This is a genomic window from Candidatus Solirubrobacter pratensis (assembly GCF_000425945.1).
Classification (GTDB): Bacteria; Actinomycetota; Thermoleophilia; order Solirubrobacterales; family Solirubrobacteraceae; genus Solirubrobacter; species Solirubrobacter pratensis.
The window spans coordinates 47,896-67,916 of sequence record NZ_AUEK01000018.1; the positions used below are offsets into that span (position 1 = coordinate 47,896).

Genomic DNA, 20,021 nt, shown 5'->3' on the forward strand with positions numbered 1-20,021 from the left:
GGACCTCTTGTGGAGTGTTCGCCCAGAGGGCGATACTCCCAGCTACGTTTCCGCGGAGCTGGGTTGCTGACCGGTCGCCATCCTAGCGAGCGCTCCGGCGGCCGACGCCGCCGGCGTCATCCGGTGTGCCGGTCCTCGGCCTCGAGCACCAGGTGCAGCGGCCGCCCGTCCTCGCCGGGCTCGACCGAGAGCTTGCCGACCACCGGGACCATCAGGCCCTGACCGTGCATGTACGTGCTCTGGACCTCGACGCCGGTCAGCTCGCCCAGGCCGAGCTTGCGCAGTTGCTCGAGCTGGTCCTTGTAGTCGCGGCGATCGTGCGGGGACGGCCACGCGGCCTTGGCGAACTCGTGCTCCTGGTAGCCGACCAGGCGCGCGAAGGCCGGGTTGAGCTCCTTGAACTTGCCGTCGAGCGCGAGGATCGCCATCGGCGTCGTGACGTCGTCGAAGCCGTGCCTCGGCTCGCGCTTGACGCGCTCGGGCTTCTTGGCCGGCGCCGGCGCGGGACGGCGCGAGCTCGCGTTGCGGGCGGCGGCGAGCCCCAGGATCTGCTGGAAGACCTCGGTCACGCGCTCGGTCGAGCCGTCGCCGACGATCTGGGCCGCCTTGCGCGCCTGCTCGGCCTCGCGCCGCGCGATCACGGCGGCCTGGCCGGCGGAGCTGAGGCCCTGCTTGAGCTCGTCGAGGTTGGAGATCGCGAACGTGACCTCGGCCTGCATCGCCTCCACGCGCTCGTTGGAGCGCTTGGCCGCGTCGCGTGCTGCGGCGGCGTCCTGGCGCAGCGCGTCGGCGGCCTGGCGGAACGCGCTCAGCTCGCCGCGCAGCTCGTGCAGTCCCCGGCTCGCCGCCTCGGCGACGTCGCGGACCTCGGCGAGCTCGCCGCGCAGCGCGTCGGCGCGCTCGTCGAGCCGGCCGCGGACCGCCTCGACGGCCTCGGTCTGGCGTGTGACGGTCTCCCCCAGCCGCTCCACCTGTGTGCCGACCGAGTCCAGGCGCTCCCGCCCGGCGGCCAGCTCGGCGCGCAGCGCGGCGGCGCGCTCGTCGGCGGCGGTCAGGCGGTCGGCCAGCCCGTCGGCGGCCGCGCGGGCCTCGGCCGCGTCGGCGCGGGCGGTGGCGGCCGCCTCGGCGGACTCGCGCACGCCGGCGATCGAGTCGCCGAGGCGCTCGACGTCGCCGCCGAGCAGCGTCAGCCGCTCGGCCGCGGTCTCGAGCTCGCGCCGCATCGCGGTGGACTCCTCGCGAGCGCGGGCGGCGTCCTCGCGCGCGGCGGCGGCGGCGCCGCCGGCGCTCGCGGCGACCTCGCGCGCCCCGAGCGCCTCGGCCTCGGCCTGGTCGATCTGCCCGCGCGCGACCTCGAGCTCGCCGCCGAGGCGCGCGACGTCGGCGCGCGTCGCGTGCACGTCGTTGAGGACGGTCCCGGCGCCGCGGTCGACCTCGTCGATCCGGGCCATCGCCTCGCGCGCCAGCGCGAGCGCCTCGTCGGCGCCGGCGAGGGCGTCGACGCGTGCGGCCAGCGCGGAGAGGTCTTCGCGGCCGGCGGCGGCGTCGAGCCGCTCGCGCAGCGCATGCACCTCGTCTCGGCCGGCGACGGCCTGCAGGCCCTGGCGCAGGACGGTCAGCTCGTCGCGGCCGGCGAAGCCGTCGAGGCGCTCGCGCAGCGCGGCGATCTCCTCGGCGGAGGCCAGGCCGGTGAGCTCGTCGCGGCGTGCGACGCCGTCGAGCTGCTCGTAGAGCCGGTCGAGCTCGCCGCGGCTCGCGAGCTGGTGCAGCTCCTCGCGCAGGCCATCGAGCTCGTCGCGGCCGGCGAGCTGCTCGACCCGCTCGCGCAGCGCGTCGACGTCGCGGCCGGTGTCGGCCAGCACCTCGATGCGCGCGTGCAGCGCGGCGAGCTGCGTCTGCGCGTCGCCGACGAGCGAGTGGACCTCTTCGCGCACCGCCTCGGGCTCCGGGGCGCGGCCGGCGGCCGCTTCCTGAGCGGCGATCTGCGCGCGCAACTGCTCGAGCTGCGCCGCGACGGCCTCGTCGTGCTCGGCGCGGGCGCGGCGCGCCTCGGCGAGCTCCTCCGCCCCGGCCTCCTGGCGGCCCATCGCCTCGCGCAGGGAGGCGATCTGCCCGAAGACGTCCTGGTCGCGCAGATCGGCGGCCGCCGCGTCGTGGCGCGCGAGCGCCTCGCGCAGCTCGCCCGCCGCGGCCTCCTGGCGCGCGAGCGCCTCGCCCAGCGCGGCGAGCTCGTCGGCGGCGCCTTCGTGGCGCGCGACGGCGTCGCGCAGCTCGCCCGCGGCGGCGTCCTGGCGCGCGATCTCGTCGCGCAGCTCCGCCGCGGCGGCCGCCTGGCGCTCGACGACGGCGCGCAGCTCGGCCAGCTCGGCGGCCTGGGCGCGCGCGGCCTCGCTCTCGTCGCGCATGGCGTCCATGCGCGCGCGCAGCGCCTCGGCGTCGCGCTGGAGCTCTTCGAGCCGGCGGCGGTCGTCGCCGGCCAGGCCCTCGGCGGTGTGGCGCTCGACCGTGACGGCCGACAGCTGCTCGCGCACCGCGTCGGCTTCGCGCTGGACGCGGTCGACGCGCTCCAGCGCGCCGGCCAGCTCGGCGCGGGCGGCCTCGCGCTCCCGCTCGCGGTCGCGCTCCAGGCGCTCGATCGTCGCGGCGAGCTCGTGGCGCGCGGCCTGCGCGGCCTCCTCGTGCTCGGCCCGGACGCGCTCGAGCTGAGCGGTCAGCTCGGCGGCCTGGACGGCGGCGTTGCCGCCACGCTCGAGCTCGGCCAGCCGCGCCTCGAGGCCGGCGCGCGCGGCGTCGGCACGACGGTTCGCCTCGGCCGCGGCGGCCTCCGCGCGCGCCTCGGCGGCGGCGATCGCTTCGGCCAGGCGCGCGTCGGCGACGGCGACGGCGTCGCCCCCGGCGCGCTCCAGCTGGTCCAGTCGCGCGGCGATCTGCGCCTGCGCGGACTCCGCGGCGGCGAGCGCGCGACGGCGGTCGGCGTCGGCCTGCTCGCCGTCCATGCGAGCGCGTTCGAGCCGGTCGAGGCGGGCGAGCAGCTCGAGGTCGGGGCCGGTGCTCTGCCCGAGCTCCGCGCGCAGCGCCTGCTCGGCGCGCTCGGCGCGCTCCTCGGCCTCGCGGCGGGCCTCGTCGACCTGGGCGGGAAGGGCGTTGGCGACGCGCTCGAGCTCGTCGATGCGCTCCAGCGCGCTCAGCAGGCGCGCGACGACGGCGGCCGCATCGTCGAGATCGGCGACCGAGCCCTGGATGCCCGGATCCGCGTTGGTCAGGCGGTCCTCGGCCTCGGCGTCGGCAGCCTCTCGCTCGGCCCGCCGGCGTGTGAGCTCGACCTCGACCCACGGCGTCGCCGCCAGCGGGGTGAAGACGATCAGCGTGCCGGCGGTCCGCCAGCCCTCCCACGGCTGCGCGACCGGCTCGATCGCCTGGCGCAGCGCGCGCACGACGACCGGGTGCTGCTGGCGCATGCGCAGCAGCATCAAGTTCATGGGAAGCTCGAAGGACAGGTCCTCGAGGAACAGCGAGAAGTCGAAGCCCTCGTCGAGCTTGACGGGGACGAAGACGGCGGCGAGCGGGAACTCGGTGCCGTCGGTGCTGCGGCCGACGAGCTCGACCGTGCCGGGCGCCTGGGGCGGCTCGCCGAGGTCGAGGAACCCGCGCCACGCCTGGCCGCCGGGCGGCAGCGAGCCGCCGACCAGCGTCTCGAAGAAGCCCTGGCCGAGGATCTCCTCGCTCGCGCGGCCGAACAGCAGCTCGGCGGGCTCGGACCACTTGGAGACCGCGCCCTGGCCGTCCGTGAGGACGAAGTACCCGCCGACGATCTGCCGCAGCAGCGCATCGAGCGCGTCGGGCGGCTCGGCGCCTTCCGCGGCACCCGCGAGCACGGCATCGGGCGTGCTCGAGGGAGGGGTGGTCGAGGGGTTCATCTGGGCGGTCTCCGGGGGGCGAGGCTTAGTCCGTCCCCTCCTTCATCGGCAGATGTAGCCATTCGTCCAACAGGACGGCTGCGGCTCTGCTGTCGAGCGACGCGGTTCCGCCCGCCTGATGCGCGAGCGAGGTGGTGAAGCGCTCGTCGTAGAGCTCCACGGGAACCGCCACGGCGGCCGCCAGCTTGGCCGCGAAGGCGCGGGTCTCCGTGGTCTGCGCGGAATCGCGCCCCGAGAGCGAGAGCGGCAGGCCGACGACGACGTGCTCGGCCTGCAACTCGGTCACCAGCGCGACGACGCGCGCGAAGCCCTTCTTGGTGCCCGGGCGCAGGACCGGCTCCAGCGGGGTGGCCAGCGTGCCTGTCGGATCGCTGACCGCCACCCCGCAGCGGGCGGCGCCGTAATCGAGCGCGAGGACCCTCAGGACGCGAGCGCCCGCTCGATCTCCGCGCGCGCCGCGGCCAGCGCGTCCGGCAGCTTGTCGGGATCGCGGCCGCCGGCCTGGGCCATCGTGTCGCGCCCGCCGCCGCCGCCGCCGACCGCCGCCGCCGCGACCTTGACGACCGCGCCGGCCTTCACGCCACGCTCGACGGCGCCGGGGGTCACCGCGACGAGCAGCGACGCGCGGCCCTCTCCGGGCGCGCCGAGCACGACCACCGCGGGATCGCCGAGCTGGTTCTTGAGCCGGTCCGCGAGGTCAGGCAGCGCCTTGGGATCGGGCACCTGCGTGATCTCGAAGACCGCGCGGATCCCGTCGATCTCGACGATCTCGTCCGCGGCCAGCTCCTTCGGCGCCGCCGCGGCGCCGGAGCGCAGCTGCTTCTCGAGCTCGCGACGCTTGCGCTCGCGGTCCGCCACGATGTCCGCCACCGCCTCGGGCTGCGTGCGCAACGTCGCCGCCGTCTCGGAGAGCACGCGGTCGTACTTGCGCAGCAGCTGGACCGCGACCGGACCGGTGACCGCCTCGATGCGGCGCACGTTGGCCGCCGAGGACGTCTCCTGCGTGATCTTGAAGACGCCGATCTCGGCCGTCGCACGCACGTGCGTGCCGCCACAGAGCTCGCGCGACCAGCTGCCGTCGCCGACCTCGACCATGCGCACGACGTCGCCGTACTTCTCGCCGAACAGCGCCATCGCGCCGAGCGAGCGCGCCTCGTCGAGCGTCGTCGTGATCGCGCGCACCGGCATGTTCGCCAGCACCATCTCGTTGACGCGGTCCTCGACCCTGCGCAGCTCCTCACGGGACAGCGGAGCGCCGTGCGTGAAGTCGAAGCGCAGCTTGTCCGGGCCGACGTAGGAGCCCGCCTGGCGCACGTGCGTGCCGAGCGTCTCGCGCAGCGCCGCGTGCAGCAGGTGCGTCGCGGTGTGGTTGCACTCGGTCGGGCGGCGCGCCTTGGTGTCGACGCGCGCGATCACGCGCTCGCCGTTCTTGAGCTCGCCCTCGAGCGGCTCCAGCACCAGCGCCTGGTCGTCGCCGAGCCGCACGACGTCCAGCACCCGCGCGCGGCAGTCGCCGTGCTCGCACTCGATCGTCCCGAGGTCGTGCACCTGGCCGCCGCCGGTCGCGTAGAACGGTGACTCGACGAGCTTTGCGAGCACGTGGCCGTTCTGCCGTCCGACACCCGCGACCGCGGTCGCCTGCTCGGTCGTCTCGTAGCCGGTGAAGACGGTCGCGCCGCCGGCGCCGGCCGCGAACGTGCGCAGCGCCTCGCGCGTGCGGTCCTGGCTCTCGCGGCCCTCGGTCGCCCGCGCGCGCACGCGCTGCTGCTCCATCAGCTCCTCGAAGCCCTGGCTGTCGACGCCCAGCCCGCGCTCGGCCGCGATCTCCAGCGTGAGGTCGAACGGGAAGCCGTAGGTGTCGTGAAGGCGGAACGCCTCGTCGGCGCCGATCCCCTCGCGGCCCTCGTCGCGCGCGCGCTCGATCACGTCCTCGAGCAGCTTCAGGCCCTGCTCGAGCGTGCGGTTGAAGGTCTCCTCCTCCGTCCGCACCCACATGTCGATCGTCTCGGCCTGCTCGACCAACTCGGGATACGCGGCGCCCATCAGCTCGCGCACGCGCCCTGCGTAGGCGGGTAGGAAGCCGGGCTCGATGCCCAGCCGGCGGCCCTGCACGATCGCGCGCCGCATCAGCCGGCGCAGGACGTAGCCGCGATCCTCGTTGGACGGGACGACCCCGTCGGCGATCAGCGCGCTCATCCCGCGCGTGTGGTCGGCCAGGACGCGCAGCGCGCGGTCGGTCGGGAATCCGGTCCCGTACCTCTTGCCGGACAGCTCCTCGCCGAGCGCGATCAGCGGCACGAACTGGTCGGTCTCGAACACGGTCGTGACGCCCTGGAGGATCGCCGCCAGGCGGTTGAGGCCCAGGCCGGTGTCGATGTTCTTCGCCGGCAGCGGCGTGAGCGTGCCGACCGGGTTCTGGTCGAACTGCATGAAGACCAGGTTCCAGTACTCGAGGAAGCGCTCGTTCTCGCCGCCGGGCAGGTCGTCGGCGTTGCCGAAGTCGAGCCCGCGGTCGAGGTACAGCTCGCTGCAGGGCCCGCACGGGCCGGTGTCGCCCGCCTGCCAGAAGTTCTCGCTGCGCGGAAGCTCGACGATCCGCTCGCGCGGCACGCCGATCGCCAGCCAGGCCTCGATCGCCTCCTCGTCGGGGCCGATGCCGAGCTCGTCGTCGCCCTCGAAGACCGTGACCCAGATGTCGTCGGGGTTGAAGCCGAAGCCCTCCAGCGACAGCTCCCACGCGAACTCCGCGGCGCCCTGCTTGAAGTAGTCGCCGATCGAGAAGTTGCCGAGCATCTCGAAGAACGTCAGGTGCCGCGTCGTCGTGCCGACCTTGTCGATGTCGGGCGTGCGGAAGCACTTCTGGCACGACGTCAGCCGGTGGTGGGGCGGCTTCTCGCGGCCCTGGAAGTACGGCTTGAGCGGGTGCATGCCCGCGGTGGTGAGCAGCACGCTCGGGTCGTGCTCGGCCGGGACCAGAGAGCCGGAGGGGAGCCGGCGGTGGTCACGGCTCTCGAAGAAGCTGAGGAAGCGCTCGCGGATCTCGTCTGAGGTCATGGCAGGATGGAGTCTAGGTTGCGCCCTCACCGCGTCACGTCGACTCGCGTCGTCTACGAGAACCGCTGGATGCGGGTCCACGAGGACCGGCTGGAGCGCGAGGACGGGTCGCCGGGCCTCTACGGCTGGATCGAGAAGCCGCCGGCCGCGATGATCGTGCCCGTCGACGACGGCCACGTGTGGCTCGTCGAGCAGTTCCGCCACCCGGTCGGGCGGCGCTTCTGGGAGTTCCCGCAGGGCTCCTGGGAAGACGATCCGGTCGCTTCGGCCGAGTCGCTCGCGCGGGGTGAGCTGGCCGAGGAGACGGGGCTGCGTGCGGCTTCCGTCGAGTTGCTGGGCCGCCTCTACTTCGCCTACGGGATCTCCAACCAGCCCGTGGACGTGTGGCGGGCGAGCGGACTCGAACCCGGCGAGCCGGCGCTGGAGGAGACCGAGCGGGGGCTGGTGGCGGCGCGGTTCACGATCGACGAGGTGGAGCGGATGGTGCGGTCGAACCAGATCCGGGACGCCGCGTCAGTCGCCGCCTGGTGTCTCGCGAAGACGAAGTGAGCCGCGCGAGAGCTTCGCCCCCTGGGCGAACACTCTCAACGATCCGAGCCGCCAGCGCGAGCGATCGTCGCCCATCCCACGATCACGTCCCCCCGCAGCAGCTGCGCCGCCTGCCCCGGCGCGGCCCCGTGGAAGTCCTCCGCCAGCGCGAGCTCGACCCCGTCCCCGGTCCGCTCCACGTGACACGGCACGGCGCGCGAGTGGTAGCGCAGGCGCACCGCGTCGACCTCCTCGTCGGGCCGGTGCATCCGCGCGCCCCGCACCCGCACACGCCGCGTGGCCAGCTCCTCGCGCGTGCCGACCACGACGCGGTTCGCCCGCGCCTCGGTGCGCAGCACGTACAGCGGCTCCTCCGCCGCGACGCCGAGCCCCCGCCGCTGCCCGACGGTGAAGTGATGGAACCCGGCATGGGTGCCGAGCACCTCGCCGCGCGCGTCCACGATCTCGCCCTCGCGGTCCTCGAGCGCCGCGTGGCGAGCGAGGAACGCCGCCTTGCCCGTGCCGGCGAGGAAGCACAGGTCCATGCTGTCGGCGCGCGACGCGACCGGCAGCTCCGCCTCGGCCGCGAGCGCGCGCACCTCGGGCTTGGTCAGCTCACCGAGCGGGAAGCGCATGCGGGCGAGCGACGCGGGCGAGAGGGCCGAGAGCATGTAGGTCTGGTCCTTGGCCGGGTCGGCCGCGGTGCGCAGGAGCCCGTCGGAGAGCCGCGCGTAGTGCCCGGTCGCGAGGTCCGCGGCGCCGAGCCGGTCGGCGAGCTCGATCATCGCGTCCAGGCGCACGTGGCCGTTGCACCCGACGCACGGGTTGGGCGTCTCCCCCGCCGCGTAGCCGGCCAGGAACGGGTCGACCACGCCGGCGCGGAACGGCTCGCGCAGGTCGAGCGTGAGGTGCGGCAGGCCCATCCGATGCGCGACCGAGCGCGCGAGCCGGACGGCGTGGGCGGAGCAGCAGGACGCCTCCGCGTCGTTGGCCGGGTCGGCCCACAGCTCGAGCGTCACCGCGACCACCTCGCGCCCGGCGCGCGTGAGCAGCAGGCCCGCGACGGCGGAGTCCACGCCGCCCGAGAGCGCGACCAGCGTGCGGTTGCCGGAGGGCGCGATCGCCGCGTCGGCGGATGCCGCGCCGAGCGCGCGGTGCAGCGCGTCGGCGGCCAGCTCGGCCGCATGCAGCTTGCCCGGCGAGAGCCCGCCGAGCTCGGCCGCGATCTCCCGCGTGCCGACGCGCGCGGCCTGCAGAAGCGGCTCGCCGCCGACCAGCGTCACGGCCGCGGAGCCCGCCGCGGTGAGCGCGCCGCAGCCCTCGGCGGCGAACGTGACGGCCTCCACGCGCTCGCCGCGCACGCGCACCGAGAAGCGGATCAGGTCCCCGCACACGCTGCCGCCGGCCGCCCCGTCATGGGCGCCCGGCGGTGGGTCGCCGCGCCCCTCGGGCGCGGCGAGATGCTCGGCGAAGCGCTCGTTGTCCACGAGCGCCGAGTCTAGAGCCGGCTACTGGCGGCGCAGAACTGAGCAGCTGGTCAGGCCGACTTCGTCGAAGCGGTGATCCAGCTTGCGCGCGGCCGTGTCGTCGAAGTTCGCGAGCACACCGACCGCGGTCTCGAGGTCACCACGCTTGGCGGCGGCGAACGAGCGGTCGATCGTCTTGGACTCGACGCCCATCGCCTTCAGCCACTGGCGCTTGAGACCGCGCCAGCGCGCGGGCGCGGGAAGCTTGCGGACCGCGGCGATGTAGTCGCGGATGACCTTCTGGAGCCGCTTGCTGGCCGCCACGGCTGCCTTGCGGCCGCGGATCGTGGGCAGCGAGAACCGGGTCGACACGACGTTGCGATTCGCGCAGACCTCGTTCGCCTTGCGCAGGTAGGCGTCGGAGATCAGCGGGCTGATGCTCGCCTGGCGGGCGTCGGCGATCGCCTGGTTGATCGAGATCCGGTCGACGTAGCCGGGGATCACGCTGGCCTGCAGCTTGCGGTCGACCACGACGACGCTCGGCGTCTGGTTGACGTCGAGGTCATTCACGATCGGGCCGTAGGAGGCGAGGCTCGCAAGCGGGACCTGCTTGACGAGCACCTGGCCGTCGTAGCGGTTGACCTTCTTGAGCGTGTTGCGGACGTAGCGATCGTCATCGGCGAGCGGGCGCCAGTGCTTGGCGCCGTCCGCCAGCACGGCGAGCACGAGCACCTTGTGACCCTCGATCGCGCCGGCGACGTCGCGTGGAAGCTTGGCGAGCGTGGCGGCCGGCACGACCGGCGCGACCTCGGCGTTGGGCTGCGGCGAAGCCTTGCTCGAGCTGCCCGTGGCGGCCTTCGCGGCGCCGCCGGTCGTCTCCCCGGCGGCGGCCTTGGCGGCGCCCTCGGCCTCGGTCGCGGCCTGCTTGGCCTTCTCGACGATCTTGCCGGGCGCGCTCGTGGCGGGACGGCCGGTGTTGACGTTGCCGACGGCCGGCGTCGGCGTGGCGGCGACGGGCGTGCCCGCGTCGGACTTGGGACGCAGGAGCGTGAACCACACGGCGAGGAACACGACGGCGCCTGCGAGGAGGAAGCGCATGGGCGGGGAGATCTGGCTCACGATCTCCCCTATCGGCACCTCCCGCTCCCGGGTTGAACCGGATGGGGTCTCAGCCCGATACCGGCGGCGGCACCGTGAGCCGGACGCCGACCTCGGCGAGCTGCTCCGGATCGACGGCCGCGGGCGCGCCGGTCAGCGGGTCCGACCCGCTCGCCGTCTTGGGGAAGGCGATCACGTCGCGGATCGATTCCCGCCCCGCGATGATCGCGACGATCCGGTCGATCCCCAGCGCCAGTCCTCCGTGCGGCGGGGCGCCGTACTTGAGCGCCTCGAGCAGGAAGCCGAAGCGCGCATCCGCCTCCTGCTCGGAGATGCCGAGCGCGTGGAAGACCTGCTGCTGGACCTCGGGGCGGTTGATACGGATCGACCCGCCGCCGATCTCGGTGCCGTCGAGCACGATGTCGTAGGCGCGCGAGCGCAGCGCGCCCGGGTCCTCGAAGGAGCCCAGCGGCGCCGTGAACGGATGGTGCAGCGCGTCCCAGCGCTGCTCGTCCGCGTTGAACTCGAACATCGGGAAGTCGACGGTCCACAGCAGCTCGTGGCGGCCGGCGGGGATCAGGTCATAGCGGCGCGCGACCTCGAGCCGCAGCTCGCCCAGCGCGGTCGCCACGGTGGCGGCGCGCGCGTCGGCGACGATCAGCAGCAGGTCGCCGGGCTTGGCCTCGAGCGCCTGCTCGATCGCGCCGCGCTCGTCATCGGAGAGGAACTTGGCGATCGGCGAGCGCCACGTGCCGTCGTCCTGCACGAACGCCCACACCAGCCCGCCGGCGCCGTAGCGCTTGGCGACCTCCGTCAGCTCGTCGAGCACGGCTCGCGACGCCTCGCGCGGACCGGCGTTGAAGCCGCGGATGGTGCCGGCCTGGAAGACCTTGAACTCCGTGCCACGGACCGCGTCACCCAGGTCGGCGATCTCGAGCTGGAAGCGCGTGTCGGGCTTGTCGGAGCCGTAGCGCAGCATCGCCTCGTCGTAGCTCAGCCGCGGCCACGGCGGCGGCGGCGCCTCGAAGCCGGTCTCCTCGAACACGCGCGCCATCAGTCCCTCGATGACGCCGATCACGTCGTCCTCCTCGACGAAGCTCATCTCGAGGTCGAGCTGCGTGAACTCGGGCTGGCGGTCGGCGCGCAGGTCCTCGTCGCGGAAGCAGCGCGCGATCTGGTAGTAACGCTCGTAGCCGCTCATCATCAGCAGCTGCTTGAACAGCTGCGGCGACTGCGGGAGCGCGTAGAACGCGCCCAGGCTGAGCCGTGCCGGCACGAGGAAGTCGCGCGCGCCCTCCGGCGTCGAGCGCGTCAGGATCGGCGTCTCGAGCTCGAGGAAGTCGTTGGCGTTGAGGAAGTCGCGCATCGCGCGGTTGACCGTGTGCCGCAGGATCATCGCGTCGCGCATGCCCTCGCGCCGCAGATCCAGCATCCGGTTGCGCAGGCGGATCATCTCGTCCACCTGACCGTCCTCGTCGATCGGGAACGGCGGCGTCTGAGACTCCGCCAGGTGCTCGGCGGCGTCCACCGACAGCTCGATCTCGCCGGTCTTGAGGTTCGGGTTGACGTTGCCCTCCTCGCGCCGGACCACGTCGCCGGACGCGGTGAAGACGTGCTCGGGGCGCAGGCGCTGCGCGAGCGCATGGGCCTCCGGAGCGGTCTCGGGGTGGAAGACGAGCTGCACGATCCCGGAACGGTCCCGCAGGTCGATGAAGACCAGGCCGCCGTGGTCGCGGCGGCGGTGGACCCAGCCGGCCACGCGGACGTGCTCGCCCACGCGGGCGGCGTCGAGCTCTCCGGCCCAGGCGTCGCGGTACTCGTTCGGGCGCGGTGGTCTCACAGATCCCCTCTGATGTGATGCATGACGGTCTCGGGCGCGACGACCTTGTCCTCGCCCCCCTCGCGGTCGCGCAGCTGGACGCCTTCGTCGCCGAAGACGGCAACGTAGCGGGCGCCGCTGCGCGAGGCCTGCTTGAGCTGACCCTTCACGCTGCGGCCGGCGAGTTCGAGTCTTGCGCTGTGGCCGGCGCGGCGGGCGTCCGCGGCGAGCCGGAACGCGTTCGCCTTCTGGCTCGGCTCGTAGGCGATGTAGAGCTCGACGGGCGGCGCGACGGGCGGCGGCTGCGTGCTCGCCATCAGCATCCGCTCGACGCCGGCGGCCCAGCCCATGCCGGGCGTCGGCGGCCCGCCGATCTGCTCCGCGAGATGGTCGTAGCGCCCGCCGCCGCCGAGCGTGTTCTGCGCCGCCTCCAGCGCGCCCGACTGGAACTCGAACAAGGTGCGCGTGTAGTAGTCCAGCCCGCGCACCAGCGTCGTGTCGACCTCGTACGGCAGATCGGCGGCGTCGAGCAGCGCCTTGACCTCCTCGAAGTGGTCGAGGTCCTCCTGCGGGAGGCGGTCGATCAGGCGCGGGGCGTCCACCATCACGCGCTGCGTGGACTCGTGCTTGGCGTCGAAGGCGCGCAGCGGGTTGAGGTCGATGCGGTCGCGGACCTCGGGTGAGAGCCGGTCCTCGTGCGCGCGCAGGTACGCCTTGAGCTCCTCGCGGTAGGCGGCGCGCGCCTCGGACTGGCCGAGCGTCGCGAGCACGAGCTTGGTGTCGCGCGCCCCGAGCGCCTCGAGCAGCTCGCCGAGCAGCACGATCAGCTCGGCATCGACGGCGGGATCGGCGCTGCCGATCGCCTCGGCGCCGATCTGCCAGAACTGGCGGAAGCGGCCCGCCTGCGGGCGCTCGTAGCGGAAGAAGCTGCTGAGGTACCACAGCTTCACCGGCTGTGGCTCCTTGTGCATGCCGTGCTCGAGGTACGCGCGCACGACCGGCGCGGTGCCTTCGGGACGGAGCGTCAGGCTGTCCCCGCTCGAGTCCGGGAACGTGTACATCTCCTTCTGCACGACGTCGGTCGCCTCGCCGACGGTGCGGGAGAAGAGAGGCGTGGCCTCGAAGGTCGGCGTCTCGATCCTGCCGTAGCCGGCGCGGCCGAGGATCTTCGCCGCCGTGCTCTCAAGCTGGGCGCGCTCGGCCGCGCCGGGAGGCAGCACGTCGTACGTGCCGCGCGGTGCCTGGATCTTGGCGCTCACCGCGCGGCGAGCTCGCGCAGGAACGGATTCGTCGCGCGCTCGGCGTCGAGCGTCGTCGGGCCCATATGGCCCGGCAGCACATGCGTCTCGCCGGGCAGCGTGTCGAGCAGGGTCGCGATCGAGCGCATCAGCGTCGCGTGGTCGGAGCCTGGGAGGTCGGTGCGGCCGATGGAGCCCTGGAAGAGGACGTCACCGGAGAAGATCACGTCGCCGACGCGGTAGGTGACGTGGTCCGGGCTGTGGCCGGGGGTGGAGATCACGTCGACGTCGAAGCCGGCGAGCGTGAGGCGATCGCCGCCCTTGACGCTGTGCTCGGGCGAGTAGGGCTCGAACGGGCCGAAGCCCGGGAAGCGGACGTAGTCGTTGATGTTCTCGAGGATCTGGACCTCGCCGGCCGGGCAGTGGACGGGCGCACCCGTCGCTCGCGCCATCGCGGCGACGGCGCCGACGTGATCGAAGTGGCAGTGCGTGATCAGGATCGCCTCGACCTCGAGCCGGCGCTCCTCGATCTCCTTGCTCAGCCGGTCGGCCTCCTCGCCCGGGTCGACCAGGAGCGCGCGGCCGTCCTGCGACGCGAGCCAGGCGTTCTCCTGCACCGGCCCGACGGTGAAGCCGACGACGTCCATCAGCCCTTTTTCTCGCGCTGGCGCAGCATCCGGTTGTAGACGAACCGGTCGGTCATGTACGCGAGCGGCGTGTACAGGACGAGCGCGAAGACGGCGAGCAGAAGGCCCTGGGCGATGCTCGTGTCGTTGCCGAGGATCCCGACCTGGGTGAGCACGAACAGCAGCGCCGCCATGGCGAGCGCCTTCAGGCCCGCGTTGTTCCACGACGGCGGCTTGGCGGCGCGGCGCTCGCGCGCGCTCTTCTTCGTCTCCTCCGCCGTGGGCTTGCGGCCCGTCCGGCCGCGCACCTCGATCGAGCCCGCGGCGTTGCCGCGATGCTTCGTCCGCCTCTTGCGCTTGGTCTGGGCCATCCCGCTCATGAGGGTAGTTGATCCTCGAGCGCGCTTGGGCCTCGCAGCGGCACATCTTCGGGGAAGCCCGCGAGCGCCGCCCTGGGCGCTGGGGCCACGAGCTCGGCGCCCGTGACCGGGGCGTGCCTCGCGACCGCCGCGACGACGTCCGCGGCGGTGACGCGGGTGTGGTCCTCGATGTTGGTCGAGACCTGGACGACGCCGGCGGTCCTGAGCTCCAGGCCGAGCGCCCGGACGCCGGGGAGCCGCCTCACGTGCTTCGCGATCTCCCGCGCGGTCTCGAGCGGCGCGTCGATTTCAACGTTGAAGGCGATCAGCGGCGGGCGGGCGGAGACCAGCGTCGCGCCCGCGGTCGGGTGCAGCGCGAGCGGGCCGAAGTCCGGCTTGAGCTCTCCGGCGTCGATCCGCCGCTGCAGCTCGCCCGGCCCTCCCCGCCGCAGCTCGGCGCGGGTCCTCCCGCCGGCGACGTCGCCGTAGAGGAACACGGGGATGCCGAGCTCCCCCAGCTCGTCGGCGAGCACGAGCGCTTCGGCGGTCGCGGCGCCGCGGTCCGCCTCCTGGAGGTACACGATCGGCGCGACGTCGAGCGCGCCGACGCGCGGATGCACGCCCTGATGGCGCGTGAGGTCGATGCGCTCCAATGTCGCCCGCGCGCCCTGCAGGACCGCGCCGTGCAGCGTCCCGGGCGCTCCCGCGAGCGTGAACACCGAGCGGTGGTGGTCGTGGTCGCTCGAGAGGTAGATCAGCCCGGGGCCGAAGGCCCGCGCGATCGCCTCGATCGCGAGCTGGTCCCGGCCCTCGGAGACGTTCGGGACGGCGAGCAGCGTCATGCTTCCACGGCGCGATCGAGATCCATCCCCGCATCCTGCCCGATCGTGGCCGGACCACCCCGCCCGCTCCGACGCCGGAGAGTAGTTTGCTAAGGTAATTAGCAGTGCAAACCATCTCCACGACCGACCTCGCTCATCGGCTGCGCCCGGCCATCGCACGCGTCGCGCGCCGCATGCGCCAGGAGGCCGGCGGGGAGCTGAGCCCGTCGCAGAGCGCGGCACTGACGACGATCGAGTGCCACGGCCCGCTCACCCCTTCCGAGCTGGCGGCACGCGAGCGCATCCAGCGCCCCACCGCGACCAGGGTGCTCGCGCGCCTCGAGGAGGCGGGCATGATCGCCCGCACGGGCGATCCCGCCGACCGCCGCTCGAACCTCGTCACCGCGACCCCCGCCGGCTCGGCCCTGCTCGTGGAGCTGCGCGCCCGCCGCGACGCGTGGATGGCCGGGCGGCTCGACACGCTTTCACCAGAGGACCTCGCCGCGCTCGACCGCGCGGCCGGAATCCTCGAGCGCATGCTCGAGGAGGACGGCGCGTGAGCGCAGCCATCGGCCGCACGTTCTCCTCACTCAGCGTCCCGAACTACCGTCGCTACTTCGCCGGCCAGCTGGCGTCGATCAGCGGCAACTGGATGCAGACCGTCGCCGAGATGTGGCTGATGGTCAAGCTCACCGGCTCCGGCGCCGCCGTCGGGCTGACCGCGGGGCTGCAGTTCCTGCCGATCCTGCTGTTCGGCGCCTGGGGCGGGCTGCTCGCCGACCGCATCCCGAAGCGGCGGCTGCTGTCGTTCACGCAGCCGGCGATGGCGGTGCCCGCGTTGACGCTGTGGGTGCTCACCGGCACCGGGCACGTGGCGGCGTGGATGGTGCTCGGGCTCGTGCTGGTGCGCGGATCGGTGAACGCGCTCGACAACCCGGCGCGGCAGGCGTTCGTGGTCGAGATGGTCGGCGCGGACCGCGTGGTGAACGCGGTGGCGCTGAACTCGGTCATCGTCCACAGCTCGCGCATCATCGGCCCGGCCGCCGCGGGCGCCGTGATCGCGCTGCTCGGCGTCGGGCCGTGCTTTCTGATCAACGGGCTCTCGTTCTTCGTCATGCTCGCCGCGCTGCGGACGATGAACCCGCGGGCGCTGCTCGCGCCGCGCGTCGCCGAGCGGCGCGGGGGCGAGCTGCGCTCGGCGCTGCGCTACGTCGCGCGGACGCCCGAGCTGCGCGTCCCGCTGCTGATGATGGCGGTCGTCGGGACGATCTCCTTCAACTTCCAGGTGCTGCTGCCGCTGTTGGCGGACTTCACCTGGCACGGCTCTGCATCGACCTATGCGGCCTTGACGGCCGCGATGGGCGTCGGATCGGTCGCGGGGGCACTCGCCGCGGGCGCGCGCGGCCGGGTGACCCCGCGGCTGATCGTCGCCGCCTCGATGATCTTCGGCGTCTCTGAGCTGTTCGTCGCCGCCGCGCCGACGCTGCCGATCCAGCTGCTGTTCCTCGTGCCTCTGGGTGCGGCCTCCGTGACGTTCGCCGCAGGCATCAACTCGTCCCTGCAGATTGCGGTCGAGCCCGCGATGCGCGGGCGCGTGATGGCGCTCTACTCGGTCGTCTTCCTCGGCTCCACGCCGATCGGGTCGCCGCTCGTCGGCTGGCTGGCAGGCGTCGCGGGGCCGCGGGCCGGGCTGCTCGCGGGCGCGATCGCCGCGGTGATCGCGGCGGTCGGGGCGCGGTACGCATACGGGCGCCTGGCGGCGCGCGCTGCCCCGTCGCCGGCCTCCGTGGTGGCGGGTGAGCCTGCCACGGCATCCCCTGAGCCGGCGCCCATGTCCGCGCGAGCCCGCGCGCACGCGGGCCGCGTGCGCACGCGCCTCTCCTCCGCCGTCGCGCGCGAGCGCGCCTAGCGCACGCCCGGGGCCGCCCGGTCTCGGGTATCTTCCGTTGTCCTGCTGAGAGACCGATCGGTCTCACAGCCCGAGGAGAGCCATGATCGGTCCACTGGAATCCGTCCTGTACCGAGACGGGGCGACGATGGTCGAGCGCCACGGCCGGCGCGTCGCCGCGCACTTCGGGTCAGGCGCCGGCGAGGAGGCGGTCTGCCTCGCCCACGTCGGCCTCGCCGACCGCTCCGACCGGACCACGTTCAGGGTCAGCGGCGACGTCGACGCCGCCCTGCTCGAGCTCGCCGCGCTCGGCGAGCGGGCCTGGTCGTCCTACGCCGGCCCCGACCGCGCCGTCGTCCGCTGCGAGCTCGCCGACACGAGCGCCTGCCTCGGCGTGCTCTCGGGCGTTCCCGGCGCCGCGGTGCACGACGCGACCCGCGACTACGCCGCCTTGGCGCTCCTCGGCCCGAAGGCGGAGGAGCTCCTCGGCGTCGCGGACCTCCCCACATCCGCCATCACCCTCCACGAGGCCGGCCTGATGTACGAGGTCCTCGTCCCGGCCGCCCACGGCCCCGTCGTCTGGGACCAGCTCCTCGAGGCGGGAGCCCCGTTCCAGATCGCCTGCGTAGGGCTCGACGCGGTCGAGCACCTCATCGCCACCCGGCGCCTCCACGGCGTGCGCCAGGCGGCGGCCGAGTAGCGGCTACTCCTCCACGCGGCGGACCACGAGCGTGGGCCGCGGGGCGTGATGGACGACGCCGGTGGACACGCTGCCCATCAGCACCGACTTCACCTCGCTCAGGCCGCGCGACCCGAGCACGATCGCCGCGACGTCATGCTCCTCGGCGGCATCCACGATCGCGACCCACACCGGCCCGGAGGCCTCCACCACCAGCGGAGCCGCATCGAACCCGGCCGAGACCGCCTCCTGCACCCCTTCGGCCGCAACCTGCTCCGCGCTCTCACGAGCCGCCGACAGCAGGTCCTCGATGCCGTCCACCGGCGCGAGCCACGCGAACGACGGCACGGCCGTCACCTCCTGCCACACCGCCGCGACCAGCGCAGGCCGGGAGTCGAACAGCGCGGCGGCCTCGGCGATCGCATGCTTCGCGTCGTCTGAGCCGTCGTAGCAGAGCAGCAGGGGCCGATCGGTCCTTGAAGGCGTAGTCATGCACCCGAGTCTTGTCGCGACGCGGCGATGGCGACGAACGTCACAGGCACACGATCGGGCGCGAAGGAGCGGCGCGGTGGCCGGCGAGGTCGGCGGCGGGCGCGGCGCGATATTCTGCTCCGCCACCCCGCCGGAGTAGCTCAGTCGGTTAGAGCAGCGGAATCATAATCCGCGTGTCGGGGGTTCGAGTCCCTCCTCCGGCATCAGAAAGCGCCTGCAAAGCGGGCGCTTTTCGTTTGGTCGCCATTGCTGTAACGAGGGCTTTTGGCCCCGAAATGGCCCCGAGCTCCGGTGTTGCGGCGCCGTTTCGCGTCGGACAGAGTCGCCCGACGTCGCCAACCGCCCTCCCTGGACAACGCTCCGCGGGCGGGCATGGCAACCCATGCGGGAGAGGTTTTGCGTGGACGCGTCTCGCGCCGCTCCCTTTCGCGCAACGCAGCAGCCATGCCGGCGCGGCGACGAGCCAGCTGCTACTCGTCGCGGCTGCGATAGCCCGACCTGGCACGGCAGCCAAGAGGAGCCTCATGGGCGGAATACTGCCCAAAGGAGGGACCATGTCGGAGGTTCTGCTCGCTGCAGCCGGCCGTCGTCGCTCGCCGGCCACAATGTCTGCGTTCCACGCGGGCCGACCGCCGCGCAACAAAGGGATGCGATATCCCGCCGACCCGTCCACGGTCGAAGAGATCGTCGCCGTGATGCGAGGCGCTGGCGACACGGTGCACGGTCGGCGCCTGCGCCGCTTGATCGTCGTCCTCTGGCGCGCCGGGCTGCGCGTCGGCGAGGCTCTGTCCCTCGGCGAGGCGGATCTCGATCCGCGCCGCGGCTCGGTGCTCGTGCGCCGCGGCAGGGCGGCCGCCGGCGCGAGGTCGGCATGGACGGCTGGGCCTGGGAACAGTTGCAGCCGTGGCTCGCCATCCGCCGCGAACTGCCGGTAGGCCCGTTGTTCTGCGTCGTGACTGGGCCGACCCGCGGCCGTCGGTGGTCGAACGCTGCCGCGCGCGCCGAGCTTCGCCGCGCAGCGACGGCGGCCGGCGTCCGGCGCCGGTTCGCGCCGCACCAGCTCCGTCACGCCCACGCCGTGCAGCTGGCCCGGGAGGGCGTGCCGCTGATCGTCATCCAACGCCAACTAGCGCACAGCAACATCGGCATCACGTCGCTCTTCCTGCACGGCATCGACAACGCCGAGATCATCGAAGCCGTCCACGCCCGGCCCATGATCGCGGTCAGCACGAGCCTTCAGCTGTGACCGCGTTCACCAGCGGAGCTCGCACAACGCGACACTCACCAGCGCCGCCTCGCGCTTCGCGCGGCCCGACTTCGGCGCGGGTCGCCTATTCCAACCAGCGCGCCAGCGCCTTGCGGCCGGCCAGCGTGAGCTCGCCGTCGGCCGTGACCCAGTCGGACACGCGAAGCTCTCGGAGCAGCCCCAGCGGCTCGCTCGGGCCCGGCCCGTCGTGAACGGAGAACTTGCCCGACTCGATCCTCCAGCGCCCGGACTCCAGCGCCGCCAGCGCGACGCCTTGCTCCGTGGTGGGCATGGCCAGCGGATGCGGGCCGGCGTGGTGCACGGGCACATCGCCTGGACTGCGGGCGGCGTCGCCGGTCTGCGCCAGCGACCGCCCCAGATCCCCGATCCAGCGGCGCACGCGCTCAGCTTCCTCGTTCGCCGCCCGAGCGACGTCGTCCAGGTCGAACGCCGAGAGCCGCTCGACCGCCCGGTGCACCTCGTCGGCGAGCGCGCGCGCGACGTCCTCGAAGCTGCGGCCATCCGACTCGCCATCAGGCACGGCACCATTCTCGCAGCCCCACCCGCACTCCAGCGCGTCAACAACGCGGCGGGCGTTGTCCACGGGATCTGAGACAACCGTCTCAACGCGCAGGTCGCGTCGCTGGACTGCTCGCAGCGCGCATCGACTCCGGTGAAGTTCGTCAGCTCGCCGGCGTGACCGGTGGTAGAGGCCGCGCACGGTCATCTCCGCCGTCGAGAGGGCCGCGCTGCAAAGCGGACCTCGCCGCGCTGTCGCTGATCCCCCCCC

17 protein-coding genes and 1 tRNA gene are annotated in these 20,021 nt (G+C 73.5%); 6 read left to right on the forward strand and 12 right to left on the reverse strand.

Features of this window, described 5'->3' with window-relative positions; translation table 11 throughout:
- Positions 1 to 116: 116 nt before the first annotated feature.
- The 3 genes from H958_RS43895 to alaS are packed head-to-tail and all read right to left on the reverse strand — an operon-like array spanning position 117 to position 6,971.
- Positions 117 to 3,917, reverse strand: coding sequence for a PAS domain-containing protein (locus H958_RS43895; RefSeq protein WP_081686166.1), 3,801 nt, complete (start codon positions 3,915 to 3,917; stop codon positions 117 to 119).
- A gap of 25 nt (positions 3,918 to 3,942) precedes the next feature.
- Positions 3,943 to 4,341 carry a Holliday junction resolvase RuvX gene (gene ruvX / locus H958_RS0122400; protein ID WP_028060288.1) on the reverse strand — a complete coding sequence of 133 codons (399 nt, stop codon included), beginning with the start codon at positions 4,339 to 4,341 and terminating at the stop codon, positions 3,943 to 3,945.
- Entirely contained in the window at positions 4,338 to 6,971 is a 2,634-nt protein-coding gene (gene alaS / locus H958_RS0122405) for an alanine--tRNA ligase (RefSeq protein WP_028060289.1), read from the reverse strand. Before alaS ends, ruvX begins: the two co-directional genes overlap by 4 nt.
- 18 nt (positions 6,972 to 6,989) lie before the next feature.
- Between alaS and H958_RS0122410 the strand changes: the two genes are divergently transcribed.
- Complete coding sequence (locus H958_RS0122410) at positions 6,990 to 7,520, forward strand: NUDIX domain-containing protein (RefSeq protein WP_028060290.1); 531 nt, start codon at positions 6,990 to 6,992, stop codon at positions 7,518 to 7,520.
- A gap of 35 nt (positions 7,521 to 7,555) precedes the next feature.
- Here H958_RS0122410 and mnmA read toward each other — a convergent pair whose 3' ends face one another.
- From mnmA to H958_RS39565, 7 genes are all read right to left on the reverse strand, one after another.
- A complete protein-coding gene (gene mnmA, locus H958_RS0122415) occupies positions 7,556 to 8,986 on the reverse strand; it encodes a tRNA 2-thiouridine(34) synthase MnmA (protein WP_051324681.1) in 1,431 nt (476 codons plus the stop codon).
- A gap of 21 nt (positions 8,987 to 9,007) precedes the next feature.
- Positions 9,008 to 10,063: a hypothetical protein gene (locus H958_RS0122420; RefSeq protein WP_028060292.1), complete on the reverse strand. Its 1,056-nt coding sequence runs from the start codon at positions 10,061 to 10,063 to the stop codon at positions 9,008 to 9,010.
- Positions 10,064 to 10,133: 70 nt separating this feature from the next.
- Positions 10,134 to 11,903 (reverse strand): aspartate--tRNA ligase, encoded by a 1,770-nt coding sequence (aspS, locus tag H958_RS0122425; RefSeq protein WP_028060293.1) that lies wholly within the window; start codon positions 11,901 to 11,903, stop codon positions 10,134 to 10,136.
- The gene (hisS, locus tag H958_RS0122430) at positions 11,900 to 13,141 is read right to left on the reverse strand and encodes a histidine--tRNA ligase (RefSeq protein ID WP_028060294.1); all 1,242 of its coding nucleotides are present in this window, start codon (positions 13,139 to 13,141) and stop codon (positions 11,900 to 11,902) included. The genes aspS and hisS overlap by 4 nt, the downstream gene beginning before the upstream one ends.
- Positions 13,138 to 13,767, reverse strand: coding sequence for an MBL fold metallo-hydrolase (locus tag H958_RS0122435; protein ID WP_028060295.1), 630 nt, complete (start codon positions 13,765 to 13,767; stop codon positions 13,138 to 13,140). Before H958_RS0122435 ends, hisS begins: the two co-directional genes overlap by 4 nt.
- A complete protein-coding gene (locus H958_RS0122440; protein ID WP_231379342.1) occupies positions 13,767 to 14,126 on the reverse strand; it encodes a hypothetical protein in 360 nt (119 codons plus the stop codon). Before H958_RS0122440 ends, H958_RS0122435 begins: the two co-directional genes overlap by 1 nt.
- The gene (locus H958_RS39565; protein WP_051324682.1) at positions 14,123 to 14,947 is read right to left on the reverse strand and encodes a hypothetical protein; all 825 of its coding nucleotides are present in this window, start codon (positions 14,945 to 14,947) and stop codon (positions 14,123 to 14,125) included. Before H958_RS39565 ends, H958_RS0122440 begins: the two co-directional genes overlap by 4 nt.
- A gap of 104 nt (positions 14,948 to 15,051) precedes the next feature.
- Between H958_RS39565 and H958_RS0122450 the strand changes: the two genes are divergently transcribed.
- From H958_RS0122450 to H958_RS0122460, 3 genes are all read left to right on the forward strand, one after another.
- Complete coding sequence (locus H958_RS0122450) at positions 15,052 to 15,486, forward strand: MarR family winged helix-turn-helix transcriptional regulator (protein WP_028060297.1); 435 nt, start codon at positions 15,052 to 15,054, stop codon at positions 15,484 to 15,486.
- Positions 15,483 to 16,835, forward strand: coding sequence for an MFS transporter (locus H958_RS39570; RefSeq protein ID WP_081686167.1), 1,353 nt, complete (start codon positions 15,483 to 15,485; stop codon positions 16,833 to 16,835). The genes H958_RS0122450 and H958_RS39570 overlap by 4 nt, the downstream gene beginning before the upstream one ends.
- Positions 16,836 to 16,917: 82 nt before the next feature.
- Entirely contained in the window at positions 16,918 to 17,514 is a 597-nt protein-coding gene (locus H958_RS0122460) for a hypothetical protein (protein ID WP_028060298.1), read from the forward strand.
- A gap of 3 nt (positions 17,515 to 17,517) precedes the next feature.
- On the opposite strand, the gene H958_RS0122465 is transcribed toward H958_RS0122460, so the two are convergent.
- The gene (locus H958_RS0122465; RefSeq protein WP_028060299.1) at positions 17,518 to 17,985 is read right to left on the reverse strand and encodes a universal stress protein; all 468 of its coding nucleotides are present in this window, start codon (positions 17,983 to 17,985) and stop codon (positions 17,518 to 17,520) included.
- A 129-nt stretch (positions 17,986 to 18,114) separates the two neighbouring features.
- Here H958_RS0122465 and H958_RS0122470 point away from each other — a divergent pair.
- A tRNA-Met gene (locus H958_RS0122470) sits at positions 18,115 to 18,188 on the forward strand.
- 179 nt (positions 18,189 to 18,367) lie between these two features.
- Complete coding sequence (locus H958_RS48785; protein WP_081686168.1) at positions 18,368 to 19,231, forward strand: site-specific integrase; 864 nt, start codon at positions 18,368 to 18,370, stop codon at positions 19,229 to 19,231.
- An 85-nt stretch (positions 19,232 to 19,316) separates the two neighbouring features.
- Here the strand turns inward: H958_RS48785 and H958_RS0122485 are convergent, their stop codons facing one another.
- On the reverse strand, positions 19,317 to 19,772 hold the full coding sequence (locus tag H958_RS0122485; RefSeq protein WP_028060302.1) for a hypothetical protein: 456 nt from the start codon (positions 19,770 to 19,772) through the stop codon (positions 19,317 to 19,319).
- Positions 19,773 to 20,021: the final 249 nt, after the last annotated feature.

What these genes read in the sequence shown, in the direction of transcription:
- H958_RS43895 (WP_081686166.1), bottom strand. Translation starts at nt 3,917, where the DNA reads ATGAACCCCTCGACCACCCCTCCCTCGAGCACGCCCGATGCCGTGCTC.
- alaS (WP_028060289.1), bottom strand. Translation starts at nt 6,971, where the DNA reads ATGACCTCAGACGAGATCCGCGAGCGCTTCCTCAGCTTCTTCGAGAGC.
- H958_RS0122420 (WP_028060292.1), bottom strand. Translation starts at nt 10,063, where the DNA reads ATGCGCTTCCTCCTCGCAGGCGCCGTCGTGTTCCTCGCCGTGTGGTTC.
- H958_RS0122435 (WP_028060295.1), bottom strand. Translation starts at nt 13,767, where the DNA reads ATGGACGTCGTCGGCTTCACCGTCGGGCCGGTGCAGGAGAACGCCTGG.
- H958_RS0122440 (WP_231379342.1), bottom strand. Translation starts at nt 14,126, where the DNA reads ATGAGCGGGATGGCCCAGACCAAGCGCAAGAGGCGGACGAAGCATCGC.
- H958_RS39565 (WP_051324682.1), bottom strand. Translation starts at nt 14,947, where the DNA reads ATGACGCTGCTCGCCGTCCCGAACGTCTCCGAGGGCCGGGACCAGCTC.
- H958_RS0122460 (WP_028060298.1), top strand. Translation starts at nt 16,918, where the DNA reads ATGATCGGTCCACTGGAATCCGTCCTGTACCGAGACGGGGCGACGATG.
- H958_RS0122465 (WP_028060299.1), bottom strand. Translation starts at nt 17,985, where the DNA reads ATGACTACGCCTTCAAGGACCGATCGGCCCCTGCTGCTCTGCTACGAC.
- H958_RS48785 (WP_081686168.1), top strand. Translation starts at nt 18,368, where the DNA reads ATGCGGGAGAGGTTTTGCGTGGACGCGTCTCGCGCCGCTCCCTTTCGC.